The organism is Kribbella sp. NPDC000426, assembly GCF_040300265.1.
Lineage (GTDB): Bacteria > Actinomycetota > Actinomycetes > Propionibacteriales > Kribbellaceae > Kribbella.
Genome location: NZ_JBEPDK010000006.1, coordinates 50,623 through 74,945, shown reverse-complemented (window position 1 = coordinate 74,945; position 24,323 = coordinate 50,623). Strand labels below are relative to the sequence as shown.

General features: G+C 67.9%; 26 protein-coding genes. 17 read left to right on the top strand and 9 right to left on the bottom strand.

The genetic code is table 11. The features are described from left to right. Positions 1 to 24 precede the first annotated feature (24 nt). The gene (locus ABT313_RS28985; RefSeq protein WP_350860376.1) at positions 25 to 426 is read right to left on the bottom strand and encodes a MarR family winged helix-turn-helix transcriptional regulator; all 402 of its coding nucleotides are present in this window, start codon (positions 424 to 426) and stop codon (positions 25 to 27) included. Between the two features lie 61 nt (positions 427 to 487). Here ABT313_RS28985 and ABT313_RS28980 point away from each other — a divergent pair, with 61 nt between their 5' ends. From ABT313_RS28980 to pdxY, 6 genes are all read left to right on the top strand, one after another. Continuing rightward, positions 488 to 1,384 carry an LLM class flavin-dependent oxidoreductase gene (locus tag ABT313_RS28980; protein ID WP_350860374.1) on the top strand — a complete coding sequence of 299 codons (897 nt, stop codon included), beginning with the start codon at positions 488 to 490 and terminating at the stop codon, positions 1,382 to 1,384. Between the two features lie 97 nt (positions 1,385 to 1,481). Next, entirely contained in the window at positions 1,482 to 2,165 is a 684-nt protein-coding gene (locus tag ABT313_RS28975) for a C39 family peptidase (protein ID WP_350860372.1), read from the top strand. Between the two features lie 44 nt (positions 2,166 to 2,209). Further along, positions 2,210 to 2,518: an Rdx family protein gene (locus tag ABT313_RS28970; RefSeq protein WP_350860370.1), complete on the top strand. Its 309-nt coding sequence runs from the start codon at positions 2,210 to 2,212 to the stop codon at positions 2,516 to 2,518. Between the two features lie 41 nt (positions 2,519 to 2,559). After that, complete coding sequence (gene rlmN / locus ABT313_RS28965) at positions 2,560 to 3,678, top strand: dual-specificity RNA methyltransferase RlmN (RefSeq protein ID WP_350860368.1); 1,119 nt, start codon at positions 2,560 to 2,562, stop codon at positions 3,676 to 3,678. Positions 3,679 to 3,694: 16 nt separating this feature from the next. Then, on the top strand, positions 3,695 to 4,165 hold the full coding sequence (locus ABT313_RS28960) for a GNAT family N-acetyltransferase (protein ID WP_350860366.1): 471 nt from the start codon (positions 3,695 to 3,697) through the stop codon (positions 4,163 to 4,165). Then, a complete protein-coding gene (pdxY, locus tag ABT313_RS28955) occupies positions 4,162 to 5,013 on the top strand; it encodes a pyridoxal kinase PdxY (protein ID WP_350860364.1) in 852 nt (283 codons plus the stop codon). The genes ABT313_RS28960 and pdxY overlap by 4 nt, the downstream gene beginning before the upstream one ends. Here the strand turns inward: pdxY and ABT313_RS28950 are convergent, their stop codons facing one another. Beyond that, the gene (locus ABT313_RS28950) at positions 5,014 to 5,706 is read right to left on the bottom strand and encodes an alpha/beta fold hydrolase (RefSeq protein WP_350860362.1); all 693 of its coding nucleotides are present in this window, start codon (positions 5,704 to 5,706) and stop codon (positions 5,014 to 5,016) included. Between the two features lie 45 nt (positions 5,707 to 5,751). Next, entirely contained in the window at positions 5,752 to 6,840 is a 1,089-nt protein-coding gene (locus tag ABT313_RS28945; RefSeq protein ID WP_350860360.1) for an LOG family protein, read from the bottom strand. A 49-nt stretch (positions 6,841 to 6,889) separates the two neighbouring features. Between ABT313_RS28945 and ABT313_RS28940 the strand changes: the two genes are divergently transcribed. Further along, positions 6,890 to 8,179 (top strand): aspartate aminotransferase family protein, encoded by a 1,290-nt coding sequence (locus tag ABT313_RS28940; RefSeq protein WP_350860358.1) that lies wholly within the window; start codon positions 6,890 to 6,892, stop codon positions 8,177 to 8,179. Positions 8,180 to 8,220: 41 nt separating this feature from the next. Here ABT313_RS28940 and ABT313_RS28935 read toward each other — a convergent pair whose 3' ends face one another. The 5 genes from ABT313_RS28935 to ABT313_RS28915 form a co-directional block, all read right to left on the bottom strand. After that, a complete protein-coding gene (locus ABT313_RS28935; RefSeq protein ID WP_350860356.1) occupies positions 8,221 to 9,087 on the bottom strand; it encodes an amino acid ABC transporter permease in 867 nt (288 codons plus the stop codon). Continuing rightward, the gene (locus ABT313_RS28930; protein ID WP_350860354.1) at positions 9,087 to 9,734 is read right to left on the bottom strand and encodes an amino acid ABC transporter permease; all 648 of its coding nucleotides are present in this window, start codon (positions 9,732 to 9,734) and stop codon (positions 9,087 to 9,089) included. The genes ABT313_RS28935 and ABT313_RS28930 overlap by 1 nt, the downstream gene beginning before the upstream one ends. A 71-nt stretch (positions 9,735 to 9,805) precedes the next feature. After that, positions 9,806 to 10,729 (bottom strand): glutamate ABC transporter substrate-binding protein, encoded by a 924-nt coding sequence (locus ABT313_RS28925; RefSeq protein WP_350860352.1) that lies wholly within the window; start codon positions 10,727 to 10,729, stop codon positions 9,806 to 9,808. Between the two features lie 53 nt (positions 10,730 to 10,782). Continuing rightward, the gene (locus tag ABT313_RS28920) at positions 10,783 to 11,544 is read right to left on the bottom strand and encodes an amino acid ABC transporter ATP-binding protein (protein WP_502884030.1); all 762 of its coding nucleotides are present in this window, start codon (positions 11,542 to 11,544) and stop codon (positions 10,783 to 10,785) included. A gap of 142 nt (positions 11,545 to 11,686) precedes the next feature. Next, a complete protein-coding gene (locus tag ABT313_RS28915) occupies positions 11,687 to 13,378 on the bottom strand; it encodes a sigma-54-dependent Fis family transcriptional regulator (protein WP_350860350.1) in 1,692 nt (563 codons plus the stop codon). A gap of 142 nt (positions 13,379 to 13,520) precedes the next feature. Here ABT313_RS28915 and ABT313_RS28910 point away from each other — a divergent pair, with 142 nt between their 5' ends. From ABT313_RS28910 to ABT313_RS28865, 10 genes are read left to right on the top strand one after another with little or no spacing between them, the layout of a single operon-like run. After that, positions 13,521 to 15,167: a ferritin family protein gene (locus tag ABT313_RS28910; RefSeq protein WP_350860348.1), complete on the top strand. Its 1,647-nt coding sequence runs from the start codon at positions 13,521 to 13,523 to the stop codon at positions 15,165 to 15,167. 10 nt (positions 15,168 to 15,177) lie between these two features. After that, complete coding sequence (locus tag ABT313_RS28905) at positions 15,178 to 16,215, top strand: FAD-binding oxidoreductase (protein WP_350860346.1); 1,038 nt, start codon at positions 15,178 to 15,180, stop codon at positions 16,213 to 16,215. 1 nt (position 16,216) lies between these two features. Continuing rightward, the gene (locus ABT313_RS28900; protein ID WP_350860344.1) at positions 16,217 to 17,314 is read left to right on the top strand and encodes an aromatic/alkene monooxygenase hydroxylase subunit beta; all 1,098 of its coding nucleotides are present in this window, start codon (positions 16,217 to 16,219) and stop codon (positions 17,312 to 17,314) included. A 2-nt stretch (positions 17,315 to 17,316) separates the two neighbouring features. Next, positions 17,317 to 17,652 carry a propane 2-monooxygenase effector subunit MimD gene (gene mimD, locus ABT313_RS28895; protein ID WP_350861319.1) on the top strand — a complete coding sequence of 112 codons (336 nt, stop codon included), beginning with the start codon at positions 17,317 to 17,319 and terminating at the stop codon, positions 17,650 to 17,652. A 6-nt stretch (positions 17,653 to 17,658) separates the two neighbouring features. Continuing rightward, entirely contained in the window at positions 17,659 to 18,663 is a 1,005-nt protein-coding gene (locus tag ABT313_RS28890) for an amidohydrolase family protein (protein WP_350860342.1), read from the top strand. Then, the gene (locus tag ABT313_RS28885; protein ID WP_350860340.1) at positions 18,660 to 19,394 is read left to right on the top strand and encodes an iron-sulfur cluster assembly protein; all 735 of its coding nucleotides are present in this window, start codon (positions 18,660 to 18,662) and stop codon (positions 19,392 to 19,394) included. The genes ABT313_RS28890 and ABT313_RS28885 overlap by 4 nt, the downstream gene beginning before the upstream one ends. After that, positions 19,391 to 20,416 carry an NAD(P)-dependent alcohol dehydrogenase gene (locus tag ABT313_RS28880; RefSeq protein WP_350860338.1) on the top strand — a complete coding sequence of 342 codons (1,026 nt, stop codon included), beginning with the start codon at positions 19,391 to 19,393 and terminating at the stop codon, positions 20,414 to 20,416. Before ABT313_RS28885 ends, ABT313_RS28880 begins: the two co-directional genes overlap by 4 nt. A gap of 24 nt (positions 20,417 to 20,440) precedes the next feature. Beyond that, complete coding sequence (gene groL / locus ABT313_RS28875; protein ID WP_350860336.1) at positions 20,441 to 22,084, top strand: chaperonin GroEL; 1,644 nt, start codon at positions 20,441 to 20,443, stop codon at positions 22,082 to 22,084. A gap of 10 nt (positions 22,085 to 22,094) precedes the next feature. After that, positions 22,095 to 22,304 (top strand): iron dependent repressor, metal binding and dimerization domain protein, encoded by a 210-nt coding sequence (locus tag ABT313_RS28870; protein ID WP_350860334.1) that lies wholly within the window; start codon positions 22,095 to 22,097, stop codon positions 22,302 to 22,304. Further along, positions 22,301 to 22,663, top strand: coding sequence for an ArsR/SmtB family transcription factor (locus tag ABT313_RS28865; RefSeq protein WP_350860333.1), 363 nt, complete (start codon positions 22,301 to 22,303; stop codon positions 22,661 to 22,663). The genes ABT313_RS28870 and ABT313_RS28865 overlap by 4 nt, the downstream gene beginning before the upstream one ends. Positions 22,664 to 22,724: 61 nt before the next feature. Here ABT313_RS28865 and ABT313_RS28860 read toward each other — a convergent pair whose 3' ends face one another. Beyond that, on the bottom strand, positions 22,725 to 24,260 hold the full coding sequence (locus ABT313_RS28860; RefSeq protein ID WP_350860331.1) for an amidohydrolase family protein: 1,536 nt from the start codon (positions 24,258 to 24,260) through the stop codon (positions 22,725 to 22,727). Positions 24,261 to 24,323: the final 63 nt, after the last annotated feature.

Genomic DNA, 24,323 nt, shown 5'->3' with positions numbered 1-24,323 from the left:
AGTCCAACGGGTCCGCCGGAGCCCTCATTCCCCGAGCAGCGACTGCAGGTCGTCCCGGAAACGCTGCGGCGCCGCCAGGGGAGCGAGGAACTCGCGCTCGACCTCCAGCCGGATCCGCTCCGCCGCTTCAAAGGTCGACTGACCAAGAGACGTCAGTACGACGACGTTCCGCCGCCGGTCCTCCGGGCTGCGCCGGCGCTCGACGAACCCGCGTTCCTCCAGCCCGTCGAGCAGATCGCCGATCGACGTACGGTCCACTCGCAGCCGGGCCGCGACCTCGAGCTGGGACAGCGGCTCACCGGAAACGATCGCGGACAGGACCGCCAGGTCGCGACCGTTCAGGCCGTGCGGAGCCAGCGCCTTGGTCTGCGCCTCGGTGAGTTGCGCGAGGACGTGTTTCAGCAGATACCCGAGCCGATCAGACATGCCCCAAATCTACCGGGCAACTGATCGTCAGGAAGGCTGATCATCAGTTACCCTGATGATTATGCAACCGACCTTCGGCCTGAAGACCACCCCGATGCACGTCCCGTACGCCGAGATCCGCCGCGTCTGGCTCGAGGCCGACGAGACCCCGCAGATCCGCGACGCCTGGCTGTGGGACCACTTCCTCCCGCTGGCCGGCCCGAAGAACGGCGACGTCCTCGAGGGCTGGACCCTGCTCACCGCACTCGCCGCACAGACGACGAGGCTCCGACTCGGTCTACTCGTCACGAGCAACCGGATCCGCCCGCCGGCCGTCCTCGGCAAGATCGCCAGCACGCTCGACGTGATCTCCGACGGCAGGCTGATCATGGGCCTCGGTGCCGGCGGCACCCATCAGCCGGCCGGCCTGAGCGGCATCGCCGGCCCGAACCCGGCGATCGAGGAGTACGCCGCGTACGGGCTGACACTCGTGCCGCCGGGGGAGGGCGTCGACCGGCTCCGCGAGACCATCGAGATCCTCCGCCGGATGTGGACCGAGGACGAGTTCGACTTCCACGGCCGCTACTACCAGCTCGAGCGCAACCGCAACGAGCCCAAACCGATCCAGCCTGCGGGCCCGCCGCTCCTGATCGGCGGCTGGGGCAACCGGATGCTCCGCCTGGTCGCGGAGTACGCGGACGTGTGGAACATCAGCGGTCCGCCGCACACCGACTTCGACGCCCTCGCCGACCGCGTACGCCGCCTGGACGCTGAATGCGAACGGATCGGACGCGACCCGGCGACGCTCAGCCGATCGCTGCAGCAGATCGTGTCGTACGACGACCCGGCCGTGACGCGCGCGATCGTGGAACGGGCGGTCGGGCTCGGGTTCGACCACATCGTGCTGTCGTTGCCGCGCCCGTACCCGGACCGCGCCGTGCGCTGGCTGGTGCGCGAAATCATCGAGCCTTTCCACTGAGCTGGAAAGGGTCGGTGATTTTTTCACCACACCTCCAAGACCTGTGTCAGTATCAAACACAGGACGATCCGCCCCGGTCGTCCAGTGAGGAGCTGACATGACCCCCACGACGAAGTTCAAGGCCGCCCTGAGCGGTCTCGCCCTCCTTGCCGCCGCCGTCCTCCCGATGGCTGCCGCCCCGGCCATCGCCGCCCCGGCCGCACCGCAGACGATGTCGGCCGAGGTGGCGGCCGCAATCAAGCCGGTGCCGAAGCTCGGCTTCTCGACGCAGACCGTCAGGACGCTGAACATCGAGTTCCAGTACCAGCAGACCGGCTACTGGTGCGGGCCGGCCGCGACCCGGATCGCGCTCTCGGCCCGGATCTCGCCGCCGAGCCAGCAGCAGCTGGCCAACGAGCTGCCGACCACGACCAACGGAACCGACTGGATCGGCCAGGTCACCCGGGTGCTGAACAACCACCTCGGCACCGGCTGGTACGAGACGAAGGAGATGCCCAACGACCCGCCCACCCAGGCGCAGCGTGACCTGCTCTGGCGGGACGTCGTCCTCGACATCAACAACAACTACCCGATCGTCGCCAACATCGTCGCCCCGGCCAGCAACCACCCGCCGGGCTACCCGAACTACACGATCTACCACTACTTCACGGTGATCGGGTACGACGACAGCGACCAGACCGTCCTGATCGCGGACCCGGCCGGGTTCGCGCCGACCGCGACGTACTGGCTGACCTTCAACCAGCTCGCGACCCTCATCCCGCCGAAGGGCTACTCGGCCTGAGACACACCAACAGTCCCTCGTCACGGCGAGATACCTTGGTCGCCGTGACGAGGGAACCGCGGTTGGAGATCGAGTACTGCACCCAGTGCCGCTGGTTGATGCGGGCGGCCTGGACCGCACAGGAGCTGCTGACCACGTTCCCGCAGGAGCTGGGCGAGGTGGCGCTGGTCCCGGGCACCGGCGGTGTGTTCGACGTCAGCCTGGACGGTGAGCTGCTGTGGTCGCGGAAGGCGGAGGGCGGGTTCGCCGAGATTCCGCTGCTCAAGCAGATGGTGCGGGACCGGATCGCCCCGGACCGCAAGCTCGGCCACTCCGACCGCAAGCCTGCTGGTGACGCGGGTCATGGGATGTGAATTTGTGAACGGTAGACCGGCCTTGCGACAATAGATCGGTTATGACTACGAATCTCCCCCTGGTTTTCGATGAGCCCCGCCGCGCCAAGAAGCCGCCGCGGCACCTGGCCGACCTCACCGGGGAGGAGCGCCGTACGGCGGTTGCCGCGCTGGGCGAGCCCGCGTTCCGGGCCAAGCAGCTGTCCAACCACTACTTCTCCCGGCTGGTGTCCGACCCGGCCGAGATGACTGACCTGCCGGCCGCGACCCGCGACAAGCTGGTCGCCGATCTGATGCCGCCGCTGCTGACTCGCGTCCGCGACCTCGAGTGCGACAACGGGGAGACCCGGAAGACGCTGTGGAAGCTGCTGGACGGTTCGCTGGTCGAGTCGGTCCTGATGCGGTATCCGGGTCGCGCCACCATGTGTGTCTCGAGCCAGGCCGGTTGCGGGATGGCCTGCCCGTTCTGCGCCACCGGCCAGGGCGGACTGACCCGGAACATGTCGACCGCGGAGATCGTCGAGCAGGTCGTCGACGGTGCGCGGGCGCTGGCGCGCGGCGAGATCGCCGGCGGGCCCGGGCGGGTCAGCAACATCGTGTTCATGGGGATGGGCGAGCCGATGGCCAACTACAAGGCCGTGATGGGCGCCGTCCGCCGGTTCACCGATCCGTCGCCGGAGGGGCTAGGAATCTCGGCTCGCGGCGTGACCGTGTCGACGGTCGGGCTGGTGCCGCGGATCAACCAGCTCGCGACGGAGGGCATCCCGGTCACCCTCGCGCTGTCGCTGCACGCGCCGGACGACGAGCTGCGCGACGAGCTGGTGCCGATCAACAACCGCTGGAAGGTCGACGAGGTCCTCGATGCGGCCTGGGGGTACGCGAGGGAGACCAAGCGCCGCGTCTCGATCGAGTACGCGATGATCCGCGACATCAACGACCACGCCTGGCGGGCCGACCTGCTCGCGGAGAAGCTCAACGCACGCGGCGACTGGGGCTGGGTGCACGTCAACCTGATCCCGCTGAACCCGACCCCCGGCTCCAAGTGGACCGCCTCCGACCCGGCCGACGAGCGCGAGTTCGTTCGCCGCCTCGAGGCCGCCGGCATCCCCACCACCGTCCGCGACACCCGGGGCCAGGAAATCGACGGCGCCTGCGGCCAACTCGCCGCCGCCAGCAAGTAGCCGCCAGACTAGGCACATGCGCGTACGGCGGTACGAAGAAGCGGACCACTCAGCCGTACTCGCCCTGGCACCCCGGCTCGCCGAGGGGGTGGCCTCGTGGCGCTCACAGGAACTGGTGCTGTCCGCGGTCACCGGCTGGGTCGTGGAGGCCCTGGCCCGAGCCACCGAACCAGGCCGCTTCGTGTTGGTCGCCGACGACAACGGCACCCTCGCCGGCTTCGCAGCCGGCGAAGAACGCGCCCACTGGTCCGGCGACCCCGAGCTGTACGTCGGCGAACTGGCCGTCGACCCGCAGTACGAACGCCGGGGCGTCGGGCGTGCGCTGATCGACGCCGTCAGCGACCACGCCAGACAGCTGGGCCTGAAGGCCATCACCCTCGACACCGGTGCGGCCAACGCCAACGCACGAGCCTTCTACCGGCGCCTCGGCTTCGAGGAAGAGGACGTGAAGTTGACGATGAGGCTTGATGGGATGATCGGGGGGTGAAGATCCTTTCGATTCAGTCGGCTGTGGCGTTTGGGCATGTGGGGAACTCGGCAGCTGTCTTTCCTCTGCAGCGCATCGGTGTGGAGGTGTTGCCGGTCTACACGGTGAACTTCTCGAACCACACCGGGTACGGGGCGTGGCGGGGGCCGATGATCAGCCCGGACGACGTGCGGGAGGTTCTGCGCGGGATCGAGGACCGCGGGGTCCTTCCGCAGATCGACGTGGTGCTTTCGGGCTACCAGGGCGGCGAGGGGATCGCCGACGTGATCCTCGAGGCGGTGGAGCGGGTCAAGGCGGCCAATCCGGCAGCCGTGTACTCCTGCGACCCGGTGATGGGGAACGCCAAGTCCGGGTGCTTCGTGGCGCCCGCCATCCCGGTTCTGCTGCGCGACCGGGTGGTTCCGGCGGCCGACATCATCACGCCGAACCAGTTCGAGCTGGGCTTCCTGACCGGCACCGAGCCGGACACGCTCGAGTCCACGCTGGCGTCGGTGGAGCTCGTCCGGGCGACCGGCCCGCGGACGGTGCTCGTCACCAGCGTCGAGCGGCCCGACCGCGAGGACGGCACGATCGAGATGCTGGCCGTCGACGACAGCGGCGCATGGCTCGTGCAGACGCCGTACATCCCGATGAAGGCGAACGGCTCCGGCGACGTGACGGCCGCGCTCTTCACGGCGCACTACCGCAGTACGGGCGATCTCGCGGAAGCGCTGGCCCGTACGACGTCGAGCGTTTTCGACCTGCTCACCCGCACCCACGAGTCCGGCGAGCGCGAGCTGCAGCTGGTCGAGTCGCAGGACGCGTACGCCAACCCGCAGATGCAGTTCAAGCCGCAGCAGGTCGGCTGACTAGGCGGTCGCGAGGATCTTCGCGAGTGCCGTCGGCTGCGAGAACATCGGCCAGTGGCCGGTGGGCAGCTCGACGAGTTGCCACTGCGGTGACTCGAGCTGCTCGGCGACGTCCGACGACGGAGTGGGGCCGTCCATGAGGCATTTGACGTACGTCGTGGGCAGCTCGCCGATCGCGCGGGTCAACCGGGCCGGCTCGGTGATCGCGCGACCGGGATGCGGCGTACCACGCTGCAGAATCACCGCGACGGCCTCCTCGGAGAGGTCCTGGCCGGCGTAGTCGTCAGCGGTCAGCGGCGGCCAGAAGCCGCCGGACTTCTCCAGCTGGTCCCGCACCCACGCCTGTCCCTCCTCCGACCAGCCGTCGACGAACGACCTCCCGTCGGTCGGGATGTTCGAATCGACGTACACCACCCGCCGCAGCCGCTCACCGATCAGCCCCGCCGCCTGCCCCACGGGGATCCCGGAGTAGCTGTGCCCGACCAGCACGACGTCCCGCAGATCCTGCGACTCGACCACCGCGACGATGTCATCCACATGCTGCTGCTGACCGGCATCCGCGCCCTGCCGCTCGGCCAGCCCGCTCAACGTCACCGGATACACGTCGTGCCCCTCGGCCCGCAGGACAGCGGCCACCTCGTCCCACGCCCACGCACCCAACCAAGCCCCCGGTACCAACACGAAGTTCGCCATGTGGCGGAGGTTAGACCCCACCACCGACAATCGGGGCGTGGCCCGTCAGCTGACCAGACTGGCCACCTGGTCGATGTCATCGACCAGGTGGAGCTGCATGTGTCGCTCGGCGGTGAGGGACTGGAGCAGGGGCCAGACGGGGAGCTGGGTCGTCCAGTAGTCCGTGCCGACGAGGATGAGCGGGATCTGAGTGGCCGCGTCGCCGTAGTAGTTCGGGGTGACCGCCTGGAAGACCTCCTGGACCGTGCCGGCGGCGCCGGTCAGGTAGACGATGCCGCCACGGGCCCGGCCCAGCAGAACGTCCTCACGCTGAGCGTTCGAGAAGTACTTCGCGATCGCCGACGCGAACACGTTCGGCGGCTCGTGGCCGTAGAACCAGGTCGGGATCGACACTCCGCCATCGCCAGGGAAGCGGGAGCGGACGTTCATCCCGGCGGTCGCCCACGCGCCGATCGACGGGCGGAAGGACGGTACGGCGGCCAGCTCGGCCAACGCGGCGTCGACAGCGGCATCGTCGTACGCCGCTAGCGAGGCGCCGAGGTTGGCCGCCTCCATCGCGCCCGGACCGCCACCGGTCACGACCATGCGCTCGGCGCGGGCAAGGGAGCGGCCGAGCAGGACGGCCGACCGGTAGTCGTCACTGCCACGCGAAAGGCCGTGCCCGCCCATCACACCGACCCACGGGCGGTCGGACGGCAGCTCGGACAGGGCGTCCGCGATGGCGTGGTCGTGGAGCGCGGCGGCCAGGGTGCGGCTGGTGTCGCCCTTCTCGTCCTGCTGCCGGGACCAGGCGTAGATGCGGGCGTCCGGCGTGGCGTCGTACCCGTGCTCGAGACCGGCGTACAGCTCGTCGGCGTCGTACAGGCGCCCGCGGTACGCGTCGAAGGGGAGTGCCGGGATCGCCGGGAACACCAGTCCGCCGCCGTCGCGGACCCAGGCGTCGGCCTTCTCCTCCAGCACGCAGCCGAGGAACAGCGAGCCCATCGGCTTCAGCCCGGTGATCTCCGCGGTACGGCGGCTCAGATCCACCGACTGCACCCGCCATCCGGCCATCGCGGTCGCCCCGGCGGCCAGCAGCCGGTCGAAGTGCTCCAAGGACTCGATGTCCACATGCGGGATGCTCGGCAACGTCACGGAGAGCACAGTAATAGACGCCAACTCTCACCTGAGGTAATGCTTAGGCATGACACATGCGGAGCTCTGGGAGCGTCACAAGGCCGTCATGCCGGCTTGGCTCGCGTTGTACTACGAGGAGCCGATCGAGATCGTCGAAGGTTCCGGCCGCCGGGTCACCGACGGTGAGGGCAACACCTACCTCGACTTCTTCGCCGGCATCCTGACCAACGCGATCGGGTACGACATCGCGGAGATCTCGGACGCGGTGCGTGACCAGCTTGGCACCGGGATCGCGCACACCTCGACGGTGTACCTGATCCGGAAGCAGATCGAGCTGGCCGAGCAGATCGCCGAACTCTCGGGGATCCCGGACGCGAAGGTGTTCTTCGCCAACTCCGGCACCGAGGCGAACGAGACGGCCCTGCTGCTCGCAACCCAGAACCGCCGCTCCAACCAGGTGCTGGCGATGCGGAACTCCTACCACGGCCGCGCGTTCGGCACGGTCGCGATCACCGGCAACCGGGGCTGGTCCGCGAGCAGCCTGTCGCCGGTGAACGTGCAGTACGTGCAGGGGGCGTATCGGTACCGCAGCCCGTTCCGCGACTTGTCCGACGCCGACTACGTCAAGGTCTGCGTCGACGATCTGCGCAACGTCATCGAGACCACGACCGCCGGCGACGTGGCCTGCCTGATCGCGGAGCCGATCCAGGGCGTCGGCGGGTTCTCGTCACCGCCCGACGGGCTGTACGCCGCGTTCAAGGAGGTGCTGGACGAGTACGGGATCCTCTTCATCTCCGACGAGGTGCAGACCGGTTGGGGCCGGACCGGTGACCACTTCTGGGGCATCCAGGCGCACGACGTGGTCCCGGATGCGATGACGTTCGCGAAGGGGCTCGGCAACGGGTTCGCGATCGGCGGGGTGGTCGCAAAAGCTGAGTTGATGGACAGCGTCAAGGCGAACTCGCTGTCGACGTTCGGCGGCAACCCGATCTCGACCAGCGCGGCGAAGGCGACGATCGACTACCTGCTCGACAAGGACCTGCAGGCGAACGCCGCCAAGCGCGGCGCCCAGCTCGTCGACGGCCTGCGCGGGATCTCCGACGAGTTCCCCGAGCTCGGCGACGTCCGCGGCAAGGGCCTGATGCTCGCCGCCGAGATCGTCAAACCGGACGACAACACCCCCGACGCCGCGAGCACCGCCAAACTCCAGCAGGAGACCAAGAACCGCGGCCTCCTGGTCGGCAAGGGCGGCCTCTACGGCAACGTCCTGCGGATGGCCCCGCCGATGACGCTGACCGAAGAAGAAGCCGCCGAGGCCCTGGAAATCATCCGCGACTCCTTCAACACCCTGCGCTGAGCAACGAAGAAGGCCCCTCTCACCTGAGAGGGGCCTTCAACTCAGAGCGGGGCCTCCGCCGACGTGGCGGCCTCGGCGGCCGAGGGCGGTGGTGCGCCGGTTACCTTGCGACGGCGCCGCGAGCGGCCCTCGAGGTAGCGGGCCAGCAGCGACAGCAGCGAACACAGACCGATGTAGATCACGGCGACGACGATGTATGTCGGGATGTACGGGAATCCGTACTGCAGCCGGCCGCCCATCTGCTTCGCGACGTACAGCAGTTCGGCGTAGGTGATGATGAAGCCGAGCGCGGTGTCCTTGAGCAACACGACCAGCTGGCTGACGATCGCCGGCAGCATCGAACTGATGGCCTGGGGCAACAACACCAGCCGGACCACCTGGTTCTTCCGCAGTCCGATCGCGTACGACGCCTCGCGCTGGCCCTTCGGCACCGCGGCGATGCCGGCCCGGAAGATCTCGGCGAGCACCGAGCCGTTGTAGAGCGTCAGTCCGAAGACCACCGCCCAGAACGGCGTCAGGCCGAGGTGGAACTGCAGGCTGCCGTAGTAGAAGAAGAACATCAGGATCAGCAGCGGGATGGCCCGGAACAGCTCGACGACGAACGTCGCCGGCACCCGCACCCACTTGTGGTCGCTGATCCGGGCGGCGGCGAACACCGCACCCATGAGCATCGCCAGGACCGCGGCAAGGCCGGCCGCCTTCAGCGTGTTCAGCAGACCGTCCAGCAACTGGTTCTGGATCGCCGTGTACTGGAACTGGGCCCACCGGCGGCCCTCGAACTGGCCGGTCGCGTTCAGCCGGTAGATGATCCAGGCGACCGCGCCGAGCACCAGCAGGATCACGACCACGTTCAGGGTCCGGTTGCGGAGCCTCGCCCGCGGTCCGGGGACGTCGTACAGGGCGCTCATCAGGCCACCGCCGTCTTTCGTTCGGCGTACCGCTGCAGGAAGATCAGCGGAACGATCAGGACCAGGAAGCCGATGGTGATCCACACCAGGGTGAGCATCTGGTTCTCACCGCGCTCGTTCATCGCCGCCGGAATCGCGCCGGCCTCGGCGACCGAGAAGCCGGCCGCGATCGTGGTGTTCTTCAGTAGCGCGATCAGCACGCTCATCAGCGGCGGCACGATCGCCCGGAAGGCCTGTGGCAGCACGATGACCGACAGCACCTGGATGAACGACATGCCGATCGCGCGGCCGGCCTCGGTCTGGCCGGGCGGGATCGTGTTGATGCCGGACCGGACGACCTCGCAGATGAACGCCGAGGTGTAGATCGTCAGCGCAACGACCGCGGACCAGAAGAACGACGGGAGCTCGATGTTCATCTTCGGCGCACCGAAGACCAGGAACGCGAACACCAGGGTCAGCGGGGTGTTCCGCAGGACGTTCACGTATCCGGTGCCGACGCCGCGCAGGGCCGGTACCGGCGAGACCCGGAACGTTCCGAGCAGAGTGCCGAGCACCAGGCTCAGCACACCGGAGATCAGGAACAACTTGATCGTGGTCCAGAACCCGTGTCCGAACAGATCCCAGTTGTCGGTGAGAACCGAGAACATCGCGACCTTCCTCTTGGTTCACTGCACAGACCGGCCGCGGCACCTCGCAGGGCGCCGCGGCCGGGTGTGGGTCAGTACTTCTCGAGCGGCGGCGGGGTCGAGTCCGAACCCGACTTGCCGAGCGTCTCGCTGTAGATCGCCTTCCAGGTGCCGTCGGAGGCCGAGGTCTCCAGGATCGAGTTCACCTTGTCGCGCAGCGCCTTGTCGGCCAGCGGCAGGCCGATGCCGTACTTCTCGGTGCTGAACGGCTTGCCGACCACGCGGAGGTCGTCAGGCGCGGTGGCCGCGTAGCCCTTGAGGATCGCGTCGTCGGTGGTGACCGCGTCGGTCTTCTTGTCCAGCAGCTGGGAGACGCACTCCGAGTAGGTCTTGAACTCGGAGATGTTGCTCGCCTCGGTGAGCTGCTCGTCCTTGACCTTCTGGATCGGCGTCGAACCGGTCGCCGAGCAGACCTTCTTGCCCTTGAGCGCGGTCTTGCCGGCGTCCATCGAGGTGTCGTCCTTGCGGACCAGTAGGTCCTGACCGGCGATGAAGTACGGGCCGGCGAACGACACCTGCTTCTTGCGCTTGTCGGTGATCGAGTACGTACCGACGTAGTAGTCGACCTCGCCGCCGGCGATCGCGGTCTCGCGGTTCGCGGACGGAATCTCCTTGTACTCGATCTTGTCCGGGTCCAGGCCGAGGCCGGCCGAGACCATCCGCGCGACCTCGATGTCGAAGCCGCAGCGCTTGCCGTTCGCGTCCTTGTAGCCGAGGTTGGGCTGGTCGGCCTTGACGCCGACGGTCAGCTTGCCGGCCGACTTGATCTTGGTGAAGGTCGGGCTGCCGGCCACGTCCACGCCGCTCGCGGTGGTGAACTTGTGCAGGTCGCCGCAGGAGTCGGAGGCGTTACCGCCACCGCCGCCGCTGGCGGCCGGCTCGTCCTTGCCACAGGCAACAGCGGTCAGCGCGAGCGCACCGACGCCGAGAGTGGCGACGAGGTTGCGCATTCTCATGATCTGGTTCCCCTTCGTTGGTTACAACAACAGCTACAGCCGCCGGCGGGAGCTCAGTGCTTCAGGATCTTGCCGAGGAAGTCCTGGGCCCGCCGGGAGGTCGGGTTGGTGAAGAAGGTCTCCGGGTCGGCCTGCTCGACGATCTCGCCGTCGGCCATGAACACCACCCGGTTCGCCGCGGTACGGGCGAAGCCCATCTCGTGCGTGACCACGACCATCGTCATGCCCTGCTTGGCCAGATCGATCATGACCTCGAGGACCTCCTGGATCATCTCCGGGTCGAGCGCCGAGGTGGGCTCGTCGAAGAGGATGACCTTGGGGTCCATGGCCAGCGCCCGCGCGATCGCGACGCGCTGCTGCTGGCCGCCGGACAACTGAGCCGGGTACTTCGAGGCCTGGTTGGCCACCCCCACCCGCTCCAGCAGTTCCATGCCCCGCTTCTCGGCCTGCTTCGGGTCGGTCTTGCGGACCTTGAGCGGGCCGAGCGTGACGTTCTGCAGGATCGTCTTGTGCGCGAACAGGTTGAACGACTGGAACACCATGCCGACGTCGGCCCGCAGCCTGGCCAGGGCCTTGCCCTCGCTGGGCAGCGGCTCGCCGTCCAGCAGGATGCTGCCCGAGTCGATCGGTTCCAGCCGGTTGATCGCGCGGCAGAGCGTTGATTTTCCGGATCCCGACGGGCCGATCACGACGACGACCTCGCCCTTGGCGATGGACAGGTTGATGTCCTTCAGGACGTGCAGTTCGCCGAAGTGTTTGTTGACACCCGACAGTGCTACCAACCCGGTTTTCGTGAGAGTGCCGGAATCGCTCATGGCCAGAACCTACTGGAGCCGGGGGTGCGGTCGCAGGCCCGGGTGGTTCCCCCTTGGTAACGATCTGCAATATACCGGCGCTGACCGTAGCCGGATGATCACGGACCGCTGGCGATTGTTCGTTTGTGAGCGACCCGCCCGCTCAGGTGACGATTCCGTACTCGCGGATCTTCCGATAGATCGTCGCGCGTGACATTCCCAACGCTCCCGCCGCGGCCTTCTTGTCGCCGTCGTACGTCGACAACGCGTCGACGATCGCGTCCCGTTCGAGTGCCTCGATCGGGGTCAGCTGCCGGCGCGTGGTGGCTCTGCACTCGGGCGGCAGGTCCGCGAGCTCGACCACTCCGGAGCGGCGGCGCCGGGCGACCGCGGTGAGGACGGCGCGCAGATGGGTGATGTTTCCCGCCCACGGCAGCCGCATGAGCTGGTTCATCGTGGCAGGGGAGAAGGTGAGCCCGCTGATGCCTGCCTTTGCCAGCAATGACCGGACCAGGGCCGGAACGTCCTCGACGTGATGCCGCAGCGGCGGCACCTCGACGGTCCGGGGGAAGAACGCCAGTAGCTCGTCGGCGATCTCGGACCGGTCGGCCGGCAACGTGAGCGCGACCCAGGCGTCCCCGGCGATCGCGCCGTCACGGGCGTTCTGCAGCAACTCGGTCAGCCCGTCGAGGACCTCGCGGGTCAACAGATGAGCGCGCCGGATGATCAGGTCGGCGCCGGAATCCAGCTCGGCGCGTGCCTCGGTCAGCAGGTCGTCGCCCATCGCCTCGGGATCGAGTACGACGAGGCGACGCTCGGGCGCCACGTGCCGGCGTACGGCGCGCAGCATGGACAGCTTGCCCGTCCCCGCTTCGCCGTCGGCGATCAGCCACTCGGACCGGCTGCACGCCTCCAGCAGCTCCTGCGTGACGTGCTGCCACACGGCGCTGGTCCCGGTCGTCCCGGGAATCAAGGGCGCCCGGGCGACCTGCGGACTGCGGACCGGTGCCCGTTGCTCCTTGATCTGGATGACGCCGCCGGCCAAGGTGTCGCCGAGGAAGGTTGGGCGATAGGCCAGCCGTGCGGTGGTCCCGCTAGGTAGATCGGTAAGGAATACAAGTGGTTTCGTCCCGCCGCGCGCGTCCCGCGTGCGGTCGATGAGAGCCGCCTGGTCGATGGCGTCGAACCGTGCCTGCGCGTAGGCGTTCATCATGAACACCTCGTCGCCGAGGGCCAGCACCGGACCGCCGCTGTGGCGGCAGGCCGCGTAGTAGTCGCTCAGCAGGGCATGGTCCAGCGCGTTCGCTTCCTCGACCACGCGTTCGTGGATCCGCCGCGCGGCGAGCTTGGCGAACGACAGCAGGATCGTGTTCGAGTTCTTCGCCTGCGTCGTGATGTCGAGTACGCCGAGCAGCCCGCCCGTGACCGGATGCGTGATCGTCGCGCCGGCGCACGAGAACATCCGCAGTTTCCCGTTGTAATGCTCGGCTCCGTCGATCTGGATCGGGCCGCCGACCTCGAGCGCCGTACCGATCCCGTTCGTGCCGACGGCGGACTCGGCGTACTGGAAGCCGGGTGCGAGGTCGACCGAGTCCAGCCGCCGGAGCAGGGACGGATCACCGCCGCGACGATCGAGGACGACGCCCTTGGCGTCGGTCAGGATGATGCAGACCGGTTCGTTGTGCAGCTCCGACGACAGCGCGTCGATGACCGGGCGGGCCGCCCGCATCAAGGTGGTCTCGCGGTCGATCCGGTCGAAGTACTTCGGGGCGGGGCGGTCGACATCGACCTGCGACGCCTGTGAGCGCTCCCACGACACTCGGATCGGATCTCTGACCGGCGGTGCAGCGCCCATAGCGGTCTCCTTCACGTCCGTCACCAGCGGAACTGCGACCAACGGTAGCTCCCCCGGCTGTGACCGCCATCTCACATTGAGACACGGAGACGTCCAGCAGGCGGCTTTCATCTCCTATCAACCCCGATGATGGAGGCCCACATTGAGCAGGCAGAGTCTCACCAAGGCCCACGCCAAGATCACCGAGCTGTCCTGGGAACCGACGTTCGCGACCCCGGCGACCCGGTTCGGCACCGACTACACCTTCGAGAAGGCGCCGAAGAAGGATCCGCTGAAGCAGATCATGCGGTCCTACTTCCCGATGGAGGAGGAGAAGGACAACCGCGTGTACGGCGCCATGGACGGTGCCATCCGCGGCAACATGTTCCGCCAGGTGCAGCAGCGCTGGCTGGAATGGCAGAAGCTGTTCCTCAGCATCATCCCGTTCCCGGAGATCTCCGCGGCCCGGGCGATGCCGATGGCGATCGACGCCGTACCGAACCCGGAGATCCACAACGGGCTCGCGGTGCAGATGATCGACGAGGTCAGGCACTCGACGATCCAGATGAACCTCAAGCGCCTGTACATGAACAACTACATCGACCCGGCCGGTTTCGACATGACCGAGAAGGCGTTCGCGAACAACTACGCGGGCACCATCGGCCGGCAGTTCGGCGAGGGGTTCATCACCGGTGACGCGATCACCGCGGCGAACATCTACCTCACCGTCGTCGCGGAGACCGCCTTCACCAACACGCTGTTCGTGGCGATGCCGGACGAGGCCGCGGCCAACGGCGACTACCTGTTGCCGACGGTCTTCCACTCGGTTCAGTCCGACGAGTCGCGGCACATCAGCAACGGGTATTCGATCCTGCTGATGGCGCTGGCCGATGAGCGCAACCGGCCGCTGCTGGAGCGCGACCTGCGGTACGCGTGGTGGAACAACCACTGTGTCGTGGACGCGGCCATCGGCACGTTCATCGAGTACGGCACGAAGGACCGCCGCAAGGACCGGGAGTCGTACGCCGAGATGTGGCGCCGGTGGATCTACGACGACTACTACCGCAGCTACCTGCTGCCGCTGGAGAAGTACGGCCTGACGATTCCGCACGACCTCGTCGAGGAAGCGTGGAACCGGATCACGAACAAGGGCTACGTGCACGAGGTCGCGCGGTTCTTCGCCACCGGCTGGCCGGTGAACTACTGGCGGGTCGACGCGATGACCGACAAGGACTTCGAGTGGTTCGAGGAGAAGTACCCAGGCTGGTACTCGAAGTACGGCAAGTGGTGGGAGAACTACAACCGGCTCGCCTACCCCGGCAAGAACAAGCCGATCGCTTTCGAAGAGGTCGGTTACCAGTACCCGCACCGCTGCTGGACCTGCATGGTGCCGGCGCTGATCCGCGAGGACATGGTCACCGAGAAGGTCGACGACCAGTGGCGCACGTACTGCTCGGAGACCTGCTACTGGACCGACGCGGTCGCCTTCCGCGGTGAGTACGACGGCCGGCCGACGCCGAACATGGGCCGCCTGACCGGCTTCCGCGAGTGGGAGACCCTGCACCACAACAAGGACCTGGCCGACATCGTGCAGGACCTCGGGTACGTCCGCGACGACGGCAAGACGCTGATCGGCCAGCCGCACCTGGACCTGGACGACCCGAAGAAGATGTGGACCCTCGACGACGTCCGCGGCAACACGTTCATGAGCCCGAACGTGCTGCTCAACGAGATGTCCGACGCCGAGCGCGAGGCGCACATCGCGGCCTACAAGGCCAACGGCACTGCCTCGACCCACACGGCAGCCTGAGGAGGTCCCGGTGGCCGACAAACACCGTATCCAGTTCGAACCGGTCGGCATCGAGATGGAGGTCGGCGAGGAGGAGAAGATCCTCGACGCCGCGTTCCGGCAGGGGATCCATCTGATGCACGGCTGCCGGGAAGGGCAGTGCTCGGCGTGCAAGTCGTACCTGCTCGAGGGTGACATCCAGATGGAGCGCTACTCGACGTTCGCCTGCAACGACGCGGAGGTGGCCGAGGGGTACGTGCTGCTCTGCAAGTCGCACGCGTACAGCGACTGCACGATCGAGCTGCTGAACTACGACGAGGACGAGTTGCTCGGCGGTATCCCGATCCGGACCGTGAGCACGCGGGTCGCGGCGATCGAACCGGTTACCCGCGACATCGTGTCGCTGCGGCTGGAACCCGCCGAGCAGTTCGACTTCAAGCCGGGGCAGTACGTCGACCTGACCATCCCCGGCACCGAGGAACACCGGTCGTTCTCGATGGCCACGACCCCGGCACCGTCGGGCGAGATCGAGTTCCTGATCAAGAAGTACCCCGGCGGCCGGTTCTCCGGCCTGCTCGACGACGGCCTCGCGGTCGGCGACGAGCTGACCATGACCGGGCCGTACGGCTCGTCGACCCTGAAGGACGGCCACGTGCTGCCGGTCGTCTGCGTGGCCGGCGGGGCGGGGATGGCGCCGATCCTGTCGATCCTGCGGCACCTGAAGGAGACCGGCAGCACCCGGCCGGTGCGCTTCTACTACGGCGCGCGGACGGCGGCCGACCTGTTCTACCTGGAGGCGATCAAGGAGCTCGGTGCGGATCTCACCGGCTTCGAGTTCATCGCCTGCCTGTCCGAGTCGGCTCAGGACTCAGAGGGGCTCCAGGTGGAGGAGGGCAACGTCACCGAGATCGTCGAACGGCGCGAGCCCGAGCTGCATCGCAGCGAGGTCTACCTGTGCGGCCCGCCGCCGATGGTCGACGCCGCCCTGACGTTGCTGGAGGCAAGCAGCGTGCCGAAGGACCAGGTCTTCTACGACAAGTTCACCAGCCCAGCTACCGATGGAGCCTGAGATGACAGAAACGAAACAGCGCAGCTTCCCGACGATCGAGTTCACCGACTCCGAGGCCGGCGCGCTGGAGTTCCCGAGCTCGCAGAGCCGCTCGTACAACTACTACAAGCCGGCCAAGCTGCGCGCGACGATGTACGAGGACGTCACGGTCGACGTCCAGCCGGACCCCGATCGGCACCTGAGCCAGGGCTGGATCTACGGCTTCGGGAACGGCCCCGGCGGCTATCCGAAGGAGTGGACGGCCGCGAAGTCGTCGAACTGGCACGCGTTCCTCGACCCGAACGAGGAATGGAACCAGACGATCTACCGGAACAACTCCGCGGTCGTCCGCCAGGTCGACCTCGGCCTGCAGAACGCCAAGCGGGCCAGGGCGTACGACGCCTGGAACCCGGCCTGGCTGAAGTTCGTCGAGCGCAACCTCGGCGCCTGGATGCACGCCGAGAACGGGCTCGCGCTGCACGTGTTCACCAGCATCCAGCGCTCCGGCCCGACCAACATGATCAACACCGCGGTCGCGGTCAACGCGGCGCACAAGATGCGGTTCGCCCAGGACCTCGCGCTGTTCAACCTGGATCTCGCGGAGGCCGACGTACCGTTCGACGGGTCGGCGCACAAGGAGGTCTGGCAGAGCGCGCCGGAGTGGCAGCCGACGCGTGAGGTGGTCGAGCGGCTGACCGCCGTCGGCGACTGGTGCGAGCTGTTGTTCGCCACCAACATCGTGTTCGAGCAGCTGGTCGGGTCGTTGTTCCGGACCGAGCTGGTGATGCAGATCGCGGCCCGCAACGGCGACTACATCACGCCGACGATCGTCGGTACCGGCGAGCACGACTACGACCGCGACCTGTCCTACAGCCGCAACCTGTACCGGCTGCTGACCCGGGACGCGGAGTACGGCGACAGCAACAAGGTGCTGTTCGGCGAGTGGCTCGCGACCTGGGTACCGCGCTGCCTCGACGCCGCGCACGCCCTGCAGCCGATCTGGTCGCAGCCGGCCGACAAGTCGGTCACGTTCGCGGACAGCCTGGACGCGGCCAAGCAGAAGTTCCGTTCCCTGCTCGAGGACCTCGGGCTCGACACTCCGAAGGAGCTGGACCAGTGAGCATGCAGTTCGGATCTGAAGCCTCGTTCTCCAACAAGACCGGCGTCACGCTGATGAACACGCCGATCGGCCGCGTCGTCGCCCAGGTGATGGGCGCCAAGGACGGCGTCGAGCTGACCGAGTACCCGTCGATGATCCGGGTCGACGGCACCGGGCTGCTCGACTTCGACTACGCGGAACTGTCCGACGCACTCGGGATGGAGTTCGACGGGTCGGTGTTCGAGGAGATCTCCTCGACGCACTACGGCCGGATGGTGCACCTGGACGACAAGACCATCCTGTTCGCCAGCCCCGAGGACGCCGCCGAGTACATCGGCTTCGACCTCACCACGAAGTGAGCGCGCATGTACGAGAAGAACGGTGAGAAGTACTACGTCTGCGACGCGCACATCGCGTTGTGGGACGCGCGACCGGAGAACCAGCGCAACATCCACGGCAAGCAGTTCATCGACTGCTTCTACGACTACCACAAGAACCTCAGCCCGGCCGAGGTCGTGTGGGACTACGACACCTACACGTACTACGGCGAGCAGCGCCTGCTGAAGGACCTGTTCGAGGACGGGTACGTCGACCACGCGATCTTCCAGCCCGCGATCCTCGGCGACTTCTACAAGCGCGGGTTCGGTCAGACCGAGGATGCGCTCGCGCTGACGAAGGCGCATCCGGACAAGCTGACCTACAACCACGCGTGGGACCCGCGCCACGAGGAGGCCGGCCTCGAGCAGCTCCGCAAGGACGCCGACCGGATGGGCCTGAAGGGCGTCAAGCTCTACACCGCCGAGTGGAACGGCGACTCCCGCGGCTGGAAGCTCGACAGCTTGTGGTCGCGGCGCTATCTCGAGGAGTGCATCAAGCTCGGCATCAAGAACATCCATGTACACAAGGGCCCCACCATCAGGCCGCTGGACCGCGACGCCTTCGACGTCGCCGACATCGACCAGGTGGCGACCGACTACACCGAGCTGAACTTCATCGTCGAGCACGTCGGACTGCCCCGGCTCGAGGACTTCTGCTGGATCGCCACCCAGGAGCCCAACGTGTACGGCGGTCTCGCGGTCGCGATGCCGTTCATCCACACCCGGCCCGGGTACTTCGCGCAGATCATCGGCGAGCTGCTCTACTGGATCGGCGAGGACCGGATCCTGTTCTCGTCCGACTACGCGCTCTGGACGCCGAAGTGGCTGGTCGAGCAGTTCGTCGACTTCCAGATCCCGGCGGACACCGAGTACGCGCCGCTGACGGTCGCGCAGAAGAAGAAGATCCTCGGCCTGAACGCGGCGAGCCTGTACGGGCTCGACGTACCGGCGGAACTGCGGCTGTCCATGCCGGATCCGGCTGTGGCGTCATGATCGCGGTCGCCGCATCGCTGGAGTTGGAGGCCGAGGTCGTAGCGGCGCTGGCGACCGTCATCGACCCTGAGCTCGACCAGCCCATCACCGACCTCGGCTTCGTCCGGTCGATCCGGATCGACGACGACGGCGTGACCGTGCACCTGCGGTTGCCGACGTCGTTCTGTGCGCCCAACTTCGCCTATCTGATGGCATCCGACGCAGTTGACGCCCTGCGTCGGGTGCCGGGCGTGGGTGCGGTGAGCGTGCTGCTCGACGACCACCACGACTCGGACAAGATCAACGCCGGCCTTGCCGCGAACGCGGGCTACGTCGGCACCTTCGGCCACGAGGCCGAGCAGGACCTCGACGAACTGCGCCGTACGTTCCAGCGCAAGGCGCACACGGCGGCGATGGAGCGGTGCGTGATGGCGCTGCTCCGGTCCACCGGCAAGACGATCGAGGAGCTGCCGGGGCTCACGCTCTGGCACCTGCCCGGCGGTCCGCAGAAGGACGCGCTGCTGCGCCGCCGGGCCGACATCGGGCTCGGGATCCGGCCGGAGGATCTCGTGCTGGTCGACGACGACGGCGTACCCGTGCCGCCGGACGCGGCGCCGATCCGACTGCGGTTCGCGAAGGCGGTCCGGATCTCGGTCGAGGGCAACGCGCACTTCTGCCGCGGCCTGCTCCAGACCCGGTACGACGACGAGCCGCTGGCAACCCGGATCACCAACACGAGGAGGAATCGATGAAGGCCGTACAGGTCGTCGGCTACCACAGCAAGCTCCAATTGGCCGATATCGCCGAACCGAAGATCACCGGTCCGCTCGACGTGGTCGTCCGGATCGGCGGCGCCGGCGTCTGCCGGACCGACCTGCACATCCTCGAAGGGCAGTGGGCCGAGAAGAGCGGCGTACTGCTGCCGTACACGATCGGGCACGAGAACGCCGGCTGGGTGCACGCGATCGGCAACGCCGTCACGAACGTTGCCGTCGGCGACAAAGTGATCCTGCACCCGTTGATCACCTGCGGACTCTGCCGGGCCTGCCGGTCCGGCGACGACGTGCACTGCGAGGCGTCCGCGTTCCCGGGCATCGACACCGACGGCGGGTACGCCGAGTACCTGCGGACGACGGCCCGCAGCGTCGTCAAGATCGACGACTCGCTGGAGCCCGCGGACGTCGCCGCCCTCGCGGACGCCGGCCTGACGGCGTACCACGCGGCCGCTAAGGCAGCGCGAGAGCTGCGGCCGGGCGGGGTCTGCGTCATCATCGGCGCGGGCGGGCTCGGGCACATCGGGATCCAGGTGATGAAGGCGATCTCGGCCGCGACGCTGGTCGTCGTCGACCGCAACCGGGCGGCGGTCGACCTGGCCGTCGCGATCGGCGCCGACCACGGAATCGTTGCCGACGGCACCCAGGTGGAACAGGTCCGGGCGCTGACCGGACGGCACGGCGCGGAAGCGCTGATCGACTTCGTCGGCGAGGGCGGCGCCACCGCCGACGGGATCGAGATGCTGCGCCGGGCCGGCAACTACTACGTGGTCGGGTACGGCGAGAACCTCGACGTACCGACCATCGACGTGATCTCCACCGAGATCAACTTCATCGGCAACCTGGTCGGGTCGTACAACGACCTGCAGGACCTGATGGAGCTCGCCGCGCAGGGCAAGGTCGCGCTGCACACCACGAAGTACCCGCTGGAGGAGTTCCAGCAGGCCCTCGACGACCTCGACCGCGGCCAGGTCCGCGGCCGGGCGATCCTCATCCCGTAGCAATCCCCCAGCAGGAGGCAGACGATGGCGAAGGAACTGCGGTTCAACACCGACGCCCGGCGGTTGCTCGAGTCCGGCGTGAACGCGCTGGCCGACGCGATCAAGGTGACGCTCGGGCCCAAGGGCCGCAACGCGGTGCTGGAGAAGCTGACCGGCCCGCCGACGATCACCAACGACGGCGTCACGATCGCCCGCGAGATCCAGCTGCGCGAACCCTTCGCGAACATGGGCGCCCAGCTGGTCAAGGAAGTCGCGATGAAGACCAACGGCGTGGTCGGTGACGGCACCACCACGGCCACCGTGCTGGCCCAGGCGATGGTCCGCGAAGGACTGCGCGAGGTCGACGCGGGCGCCAACCCGATGCGGGTGCGCCGCGGTATCGAGCGGACCGTACCCGTGGTCGTCGAGGCGCTGCGCGGCCGGGCGGTCGAGGTTCGCGGCCGCGAGCAACTGCAGCACATCGCGACGCTGGCGGCCAGCGACGACGAGATCATCGGCGAGGTGATCGCGGACGCGGTCGACTGGGTCGGCCGCAACGGCGTCGTCACGACCGAGGAGTCGGACACGCTCGGGATGTCGGTGGAGGTTGTCGACGGCATCGAGTTCGACCACGGTTACGTGTCGGCGTACATGGTCACCGACCGGGAGCGGATGGAGACCGTCTACGACCGCCCGCTGATCCTGCTGACCAACAAGAAGATCACGCAGGTGCAGGAGATCATGCCGACCCTCGAGGTGGCGCAGCGTGCGGACCGTCCGCTCGTGGTGCTCGCCGAGGAGGTCGACGGGCCGGCGCTGCAACTGCTTGTCGGCGGCAACATGCACAACACGATGCGGTCGGTCGTCGTCCGGGCGCCCGGGTTCGGGCACCGGCGGATCGCCGAGCTGGAGGACCTGGCCACCGCGCTCGGCGGTGCGGTGATCGCCAAGGACACCGGGCTCGACCTGACCGACGTGACCCGCGAGCACCTCGGCTCCTGCGACCGGATCACGATCACCGAGAACACCACCACGATCGTCGGTGGGCACGGGGACGCGTCGCTGGTGGAGGCGCGGATCTCTCAACTGGACAAGCAGTTCGAGCGGGCGAAGATCGACGCCGACCAGGACAGCCTGCAGCTGCGGATGGCGCGGCTGGCCGGCAAGGTCGCGGTGATCCGGGTCGGCGGCGCGACGAGCGTCGAGCTGAAGGAACGGATGCTGCGGGTCGAGGACTCGCTGGCCGCGACCCGGGCGGCACTCGAGGAAGGCGTCGTGGCCGGCGGCGGGACGGTGCTGGCCCAGGCCGCCTTCTCCGACCTCGGGCTGAGCGGCGACGAGGCGATCGGGCGCGAGGTCGTCCGGCGTGCGCTGTCGGAACCGCTGCGCTGGATCGCGATCAACGCCGGGTACGACGGTGACGAGGTCGTCGCGCAGGTCACGTCGTTGCCGGCCGGGCACGGTTTCAACGCCCTCACCGGTCAGTACGGCGACCTCGTCGAGGACGCCGTCATCGACCCGCTCAAGGTCACCCGGGCGGCGCTGGAGAGCGCGGCATCGATCGCCGCGCTGATCCTCACCACCGAGACCGCGGTCGTCGAGGAGATCATCGGCAACCCCGGCGCGATCATGGCGCCCGGCTTCGGTGATCTCGCCGAGGGCATGGTCCGTCCGTCGAACATCTATTGAGGAGCCGGCCATGACTCCAACGGCCGTGAACCGACGGCACCAACTCCTGGAGACCTTCCTGCACCGGGTTCTCGGCGTACCCCTGGACGAGGTGCACGGGGAAGCGCTCCGGCTCGAGTACGGGTTGAGTGATCGGCTCGAGGAGCTGATCGACGCGGCGCTCGGGTATCCGGCGCACGACCCGTTCGGCGAGCCGATCCAGCCCAGGGTGCGGGTGTGATCGAGCCGACTCCGCCGCAGCTCGCCACCGCGGCCAGGACATTCGGCCTGTTGCTGGCGCCGGTCCGGCTGCACCTGGTCGCGTTGGCGAGCTGCGGTGAGTACGACGTCGGCACGCTGGCGGCCAGGGTAGGTGTCAGCGTGCCGACGGCGAGCCAGCACCTGGCCAAGCTCCGCCTGGCCGGGCTGGTCAGCGCACGACGCGAGGGCCGGCGGCAGTTCTACACCGTCGACGACCCCCACGTCGTCGCCCTCGTCGAGCAGATCTTCGAGCATGTCGCGCCAGACGGCACCCTCGCACCTGACCCACCCCGACGAGCCCTCACCGGCTGGATCGGCCGCCTCGGTCGCCACGGATAGTCGTGACGGATACGAGCGGCTCCCGGGGCCGGATCAGGCCGGCCCGGCCCGGGAGTCTTGGCTAGTTGGCCGGCCTGCTGCCGCAGCAGCCGCCTGCGGCGATGGTTGCGACGGTTGGCGGCTCCTTTACTGCTGCCTCGACGTCCGCGAGCATCTGCCGGCGCTGCGCGGGAGAGATGACCCGTCCGCGGGTGACCACCGTGTGGATCTTGCGGGTGTTGCGGATGTCGGTCAGCGGGTCGGCATCCAGGACCACGAGGTCGGCGATCTTCCGCGGTTCGACCGAGCCGAGGTCCGCGGACATCCCCAGGAACTTGGCCGGCTCGGCGGTCGCGGCGTACAGGGCCCGACGCGGCGTGGCCCCGGCGCCGACCAGATGCTCGAGTTCGTCGTGCAGCGCGAACCCCGGCACGGAGTACGGCGTTCCCGTGTCGGTGCCGGCCATGATCGGGACGTCGTACGCGAACAGCTCCCGGACGAAGCGCTGCCGCCACGCCCACATCTCCCGCTGGTGCGAGATCTCCTCGGCGGTCCGGTTCGGCTTGTAGAGCGTGTTGAGGGCGTAGTCGTAAACATCGAGCTCGTCCGCGCTCATGTACTTCGCGAGCGCCGAGTCCATGGCTGTGTAGTCGGGCATGTCGAGAACGCGGTGCATGGTGAGCGTCGGCGTCACCCGGGTCCGGTTGCGCCGCAGCGTGCCGAACACGTCGGCCGCGCGGGACCGGCTGAAGCTGTTCGCCGCGATCCACTCGATCGGGTGCATCTGCCGGAACCAGGCGTTGTAGTCGCCGGTCTGCACGCTGATCTCGCGGACCATCCGCCGTACCTCGGCCTCGCGGGTGGAAACGGCGAGCCCGAGCGAGTGGATGTGCTCGATGCTGCGTTGCCCTGCGTTGCTGACCTCCTTCGAGGTGAGACTGTCCGGCCCGTGGCCGTGGACGGTCAGCCCCAGCTTGCGGGCCTCATCGACGATCGCGCGGTACGCCGTCACGCTGAGCCGCGAGTACACCTTGACGAAGTCGGCTCCCTCGGACTTGACCTGCCGGACCGCGGCCCGGGCGCCGGCCTCGTCGTCCACCACGAGCACCTTGAGCAGGTTCGGGTCCCACAACGTCGGGTCGCCGTCGATGATCTGGCTGCCGACGACCATCCGCGGACCGAGCAGGGTGCCGGCCTCGATCTGGTCGCGCCAGCCGTACAGCCGCGGGTCGGTGCCGGCCATCTCGCGGATCGTTGTGAGCCCGTTCGCCAGGTACAGCGGGGGAGAGACCCGCTCGTCGCCGAGGCTGTGCGCGTGCATGTCGGCGAGGCCGGGGATGACGTACTTGCCGGTGAGGTCGAGCTCGACGGCGCCGCGCGGGACCGGGAGCCGGCCGACGCCGATGATGCGTTCGTCGCTGATCAGCACGGTCTGGTGCCGGTCGCGGCGACCGGTAGCGACGTCGATGACCGTGACGTTGGTGAGAGCGGTGATGTTGCGTGGCTTGGTCAGGGCGGAGGCGCTGCTGGTAGTTGCGCCGGTGGCGAAGGTTCCACCGGCGAGGACGGCGGCTCCGGCGGCGGTGCGGGCGAGGAACTGACGGCGAGAACTGTTCATGCCCCTCACTATTGTCGGCGGGCTCCCGCCGGTCAGGGGTCGCAGGCAGCCGGTCCCCGGTAG

What these genes read in the sequence shown, in the direction of transcription:
- ABT313_RS28940 (WP_350860358.1), top strand. Translation starts at nt 6,890, where the DNA reads ATGACACATGCGGAGCTCTGGGAGCGTCACAAGGCCGTCATGCCGGCT.
- groL (WP_350860336.1), top strand. Translation starts at nt 20,441, where the DNA reads ATGGCGAAGGAACTGCGGTTCAACACCGACGCCCGGCGGTTGCTCGAG.
- ABT313_RS28890 (WP_350860342.1), top strand. Translation starts at nt 17,659, where the DNA reads ATGTACGAGAAGAACGGTGAGAAGTACTACGTCTGCGACGCGCACATC.
- ABT313_RS28960 (WP_350860366.1), top strand. Translation starts at nt 3,695, where the DNA reads ATGCGCGTACGGCGGTACGAAGAAGCGGACCACTCAGCCGTACTCGCC.
- ABT313_RS28950 (WP_350860362.1), bottom strand. Translation starts at nt 5,706, where the DNA reads ATGGCGAACTTCGTGTTGGTACCGGGGGCTTGGTTGGGTGCGTGGGCG.
- ABT313_RS28935 (WP_350860356.1), bottom strand. Translation starts at nt 9,087, where the DNA reads ATGAGCGCCCTGTACGACGTCCCCGGACCGCGGGCGAGGCTCCGCAAC.
- ABT313_RS28985 (WP_350860376.1), bottom strand. Translation starts at nt 426, where the DNA reads ATGTCTGATCGGCTCGGGTATCTGCTGAAACACGTCCTCGCGCAACTC.
- ABT313_RS28975 (WP_350860372.1), top strand. Translation starts at nt 1,482, where the DNA reads ATGACCCCCACGACGAAGTTCAAGGCCGCCCTGAGCGGTCTCGCCCTC.
- ABT313_RS28930 (WP_350860354.1), bottom strand. Translation starts at nt 9,734, where the DNA reads ATGTTCTCGGTTCTCACCGACAACTGGGATCTGTTCGGACACGGGTTC.
- ABT313_RS28885 (WP_350860340.1), top strand. Translation starts at nt 18,660, where the DNA reads ATGATCGCGGTCGCCGCATCGCTGGAGTTGGAGGCCGAGGTCGTAGCG.
- ABT313_RS28980 (WP_350860374.1), top strand. Translation starts at nt 488, where the DNA reads ATGCAACCGACCTTCGGCCTGAAGACCACCCCGATGCACGTCCCGTAC.
- ABT313_RS28915 (WP_350860350.1), bottom strand. Translation starts at nt 13,378, where the DNA reads ATGGGCGCTGCACCGCCGGTCAGAGATCCGATCCGAGTGTCGTGGGAG.
- ABT313_RS28925 (WP_350860352.1), bottom strand. Translation starts at nt 10,729, where the DNA reads ATGAGAATGCGCAACCTCGTCGCCACTCTCGGCGTCGGTGCGCTCGCG.
- ABT313_RS28870 (WP_350860334.1), top strand. Translation starts at nt 22,095, where the DNA reads ATGACTCCAACGGCCGTGAACCGACGGCACCAACTCCTGGAGACCTTC.
- ABT313_RS28900 (WP_350860344.1), top strand. Translation starts at nt 16,217, where the DNA reads ATGACAGAAACGAAACAGCGCAGCTTCCCGACGATCGAGTTCACCGAC.
- ABT313_RS28920 (WP_502884030.1), bottom strand. Translation starts at nt 11,544, where the DNA reads ATGAGCGATTCCGGCACTCTCACGAAAACCGGGTTGGTAGCACTGTCG.
- ABT313_RS28880 (WP_350860338.1), top strand. Translation starts at nt 19,391, where the DNA reads ATGAAGGCCGTACAGGTCGTCGGCTACCACAGCAAGCTCCAATTGGCC.
- ABT313_RS28860 (WP_350860331.1), bottom strand. Translation starts at nt 24,260, where the DNA reads ATGAACAGTTCTCGCCGTCAGTTCCTCGCCCGCACCGCCGCCGGAGCC.
- mimD (WP_350861319.1), top strand. Translation starts at nt 17,317, where the DNA reads ATGCAGTTCGGATCTGAAGCCTCGTTCTCCAACAAGACCGGCGTCACG.
- rlmN (WP_350860368.1), top strand. Translation starts at nt 2,560, where the DNA reads ATGACTACGAATCTCCCCCTGGTTTTCGATGAGCCCCGCCGCGCCAAG.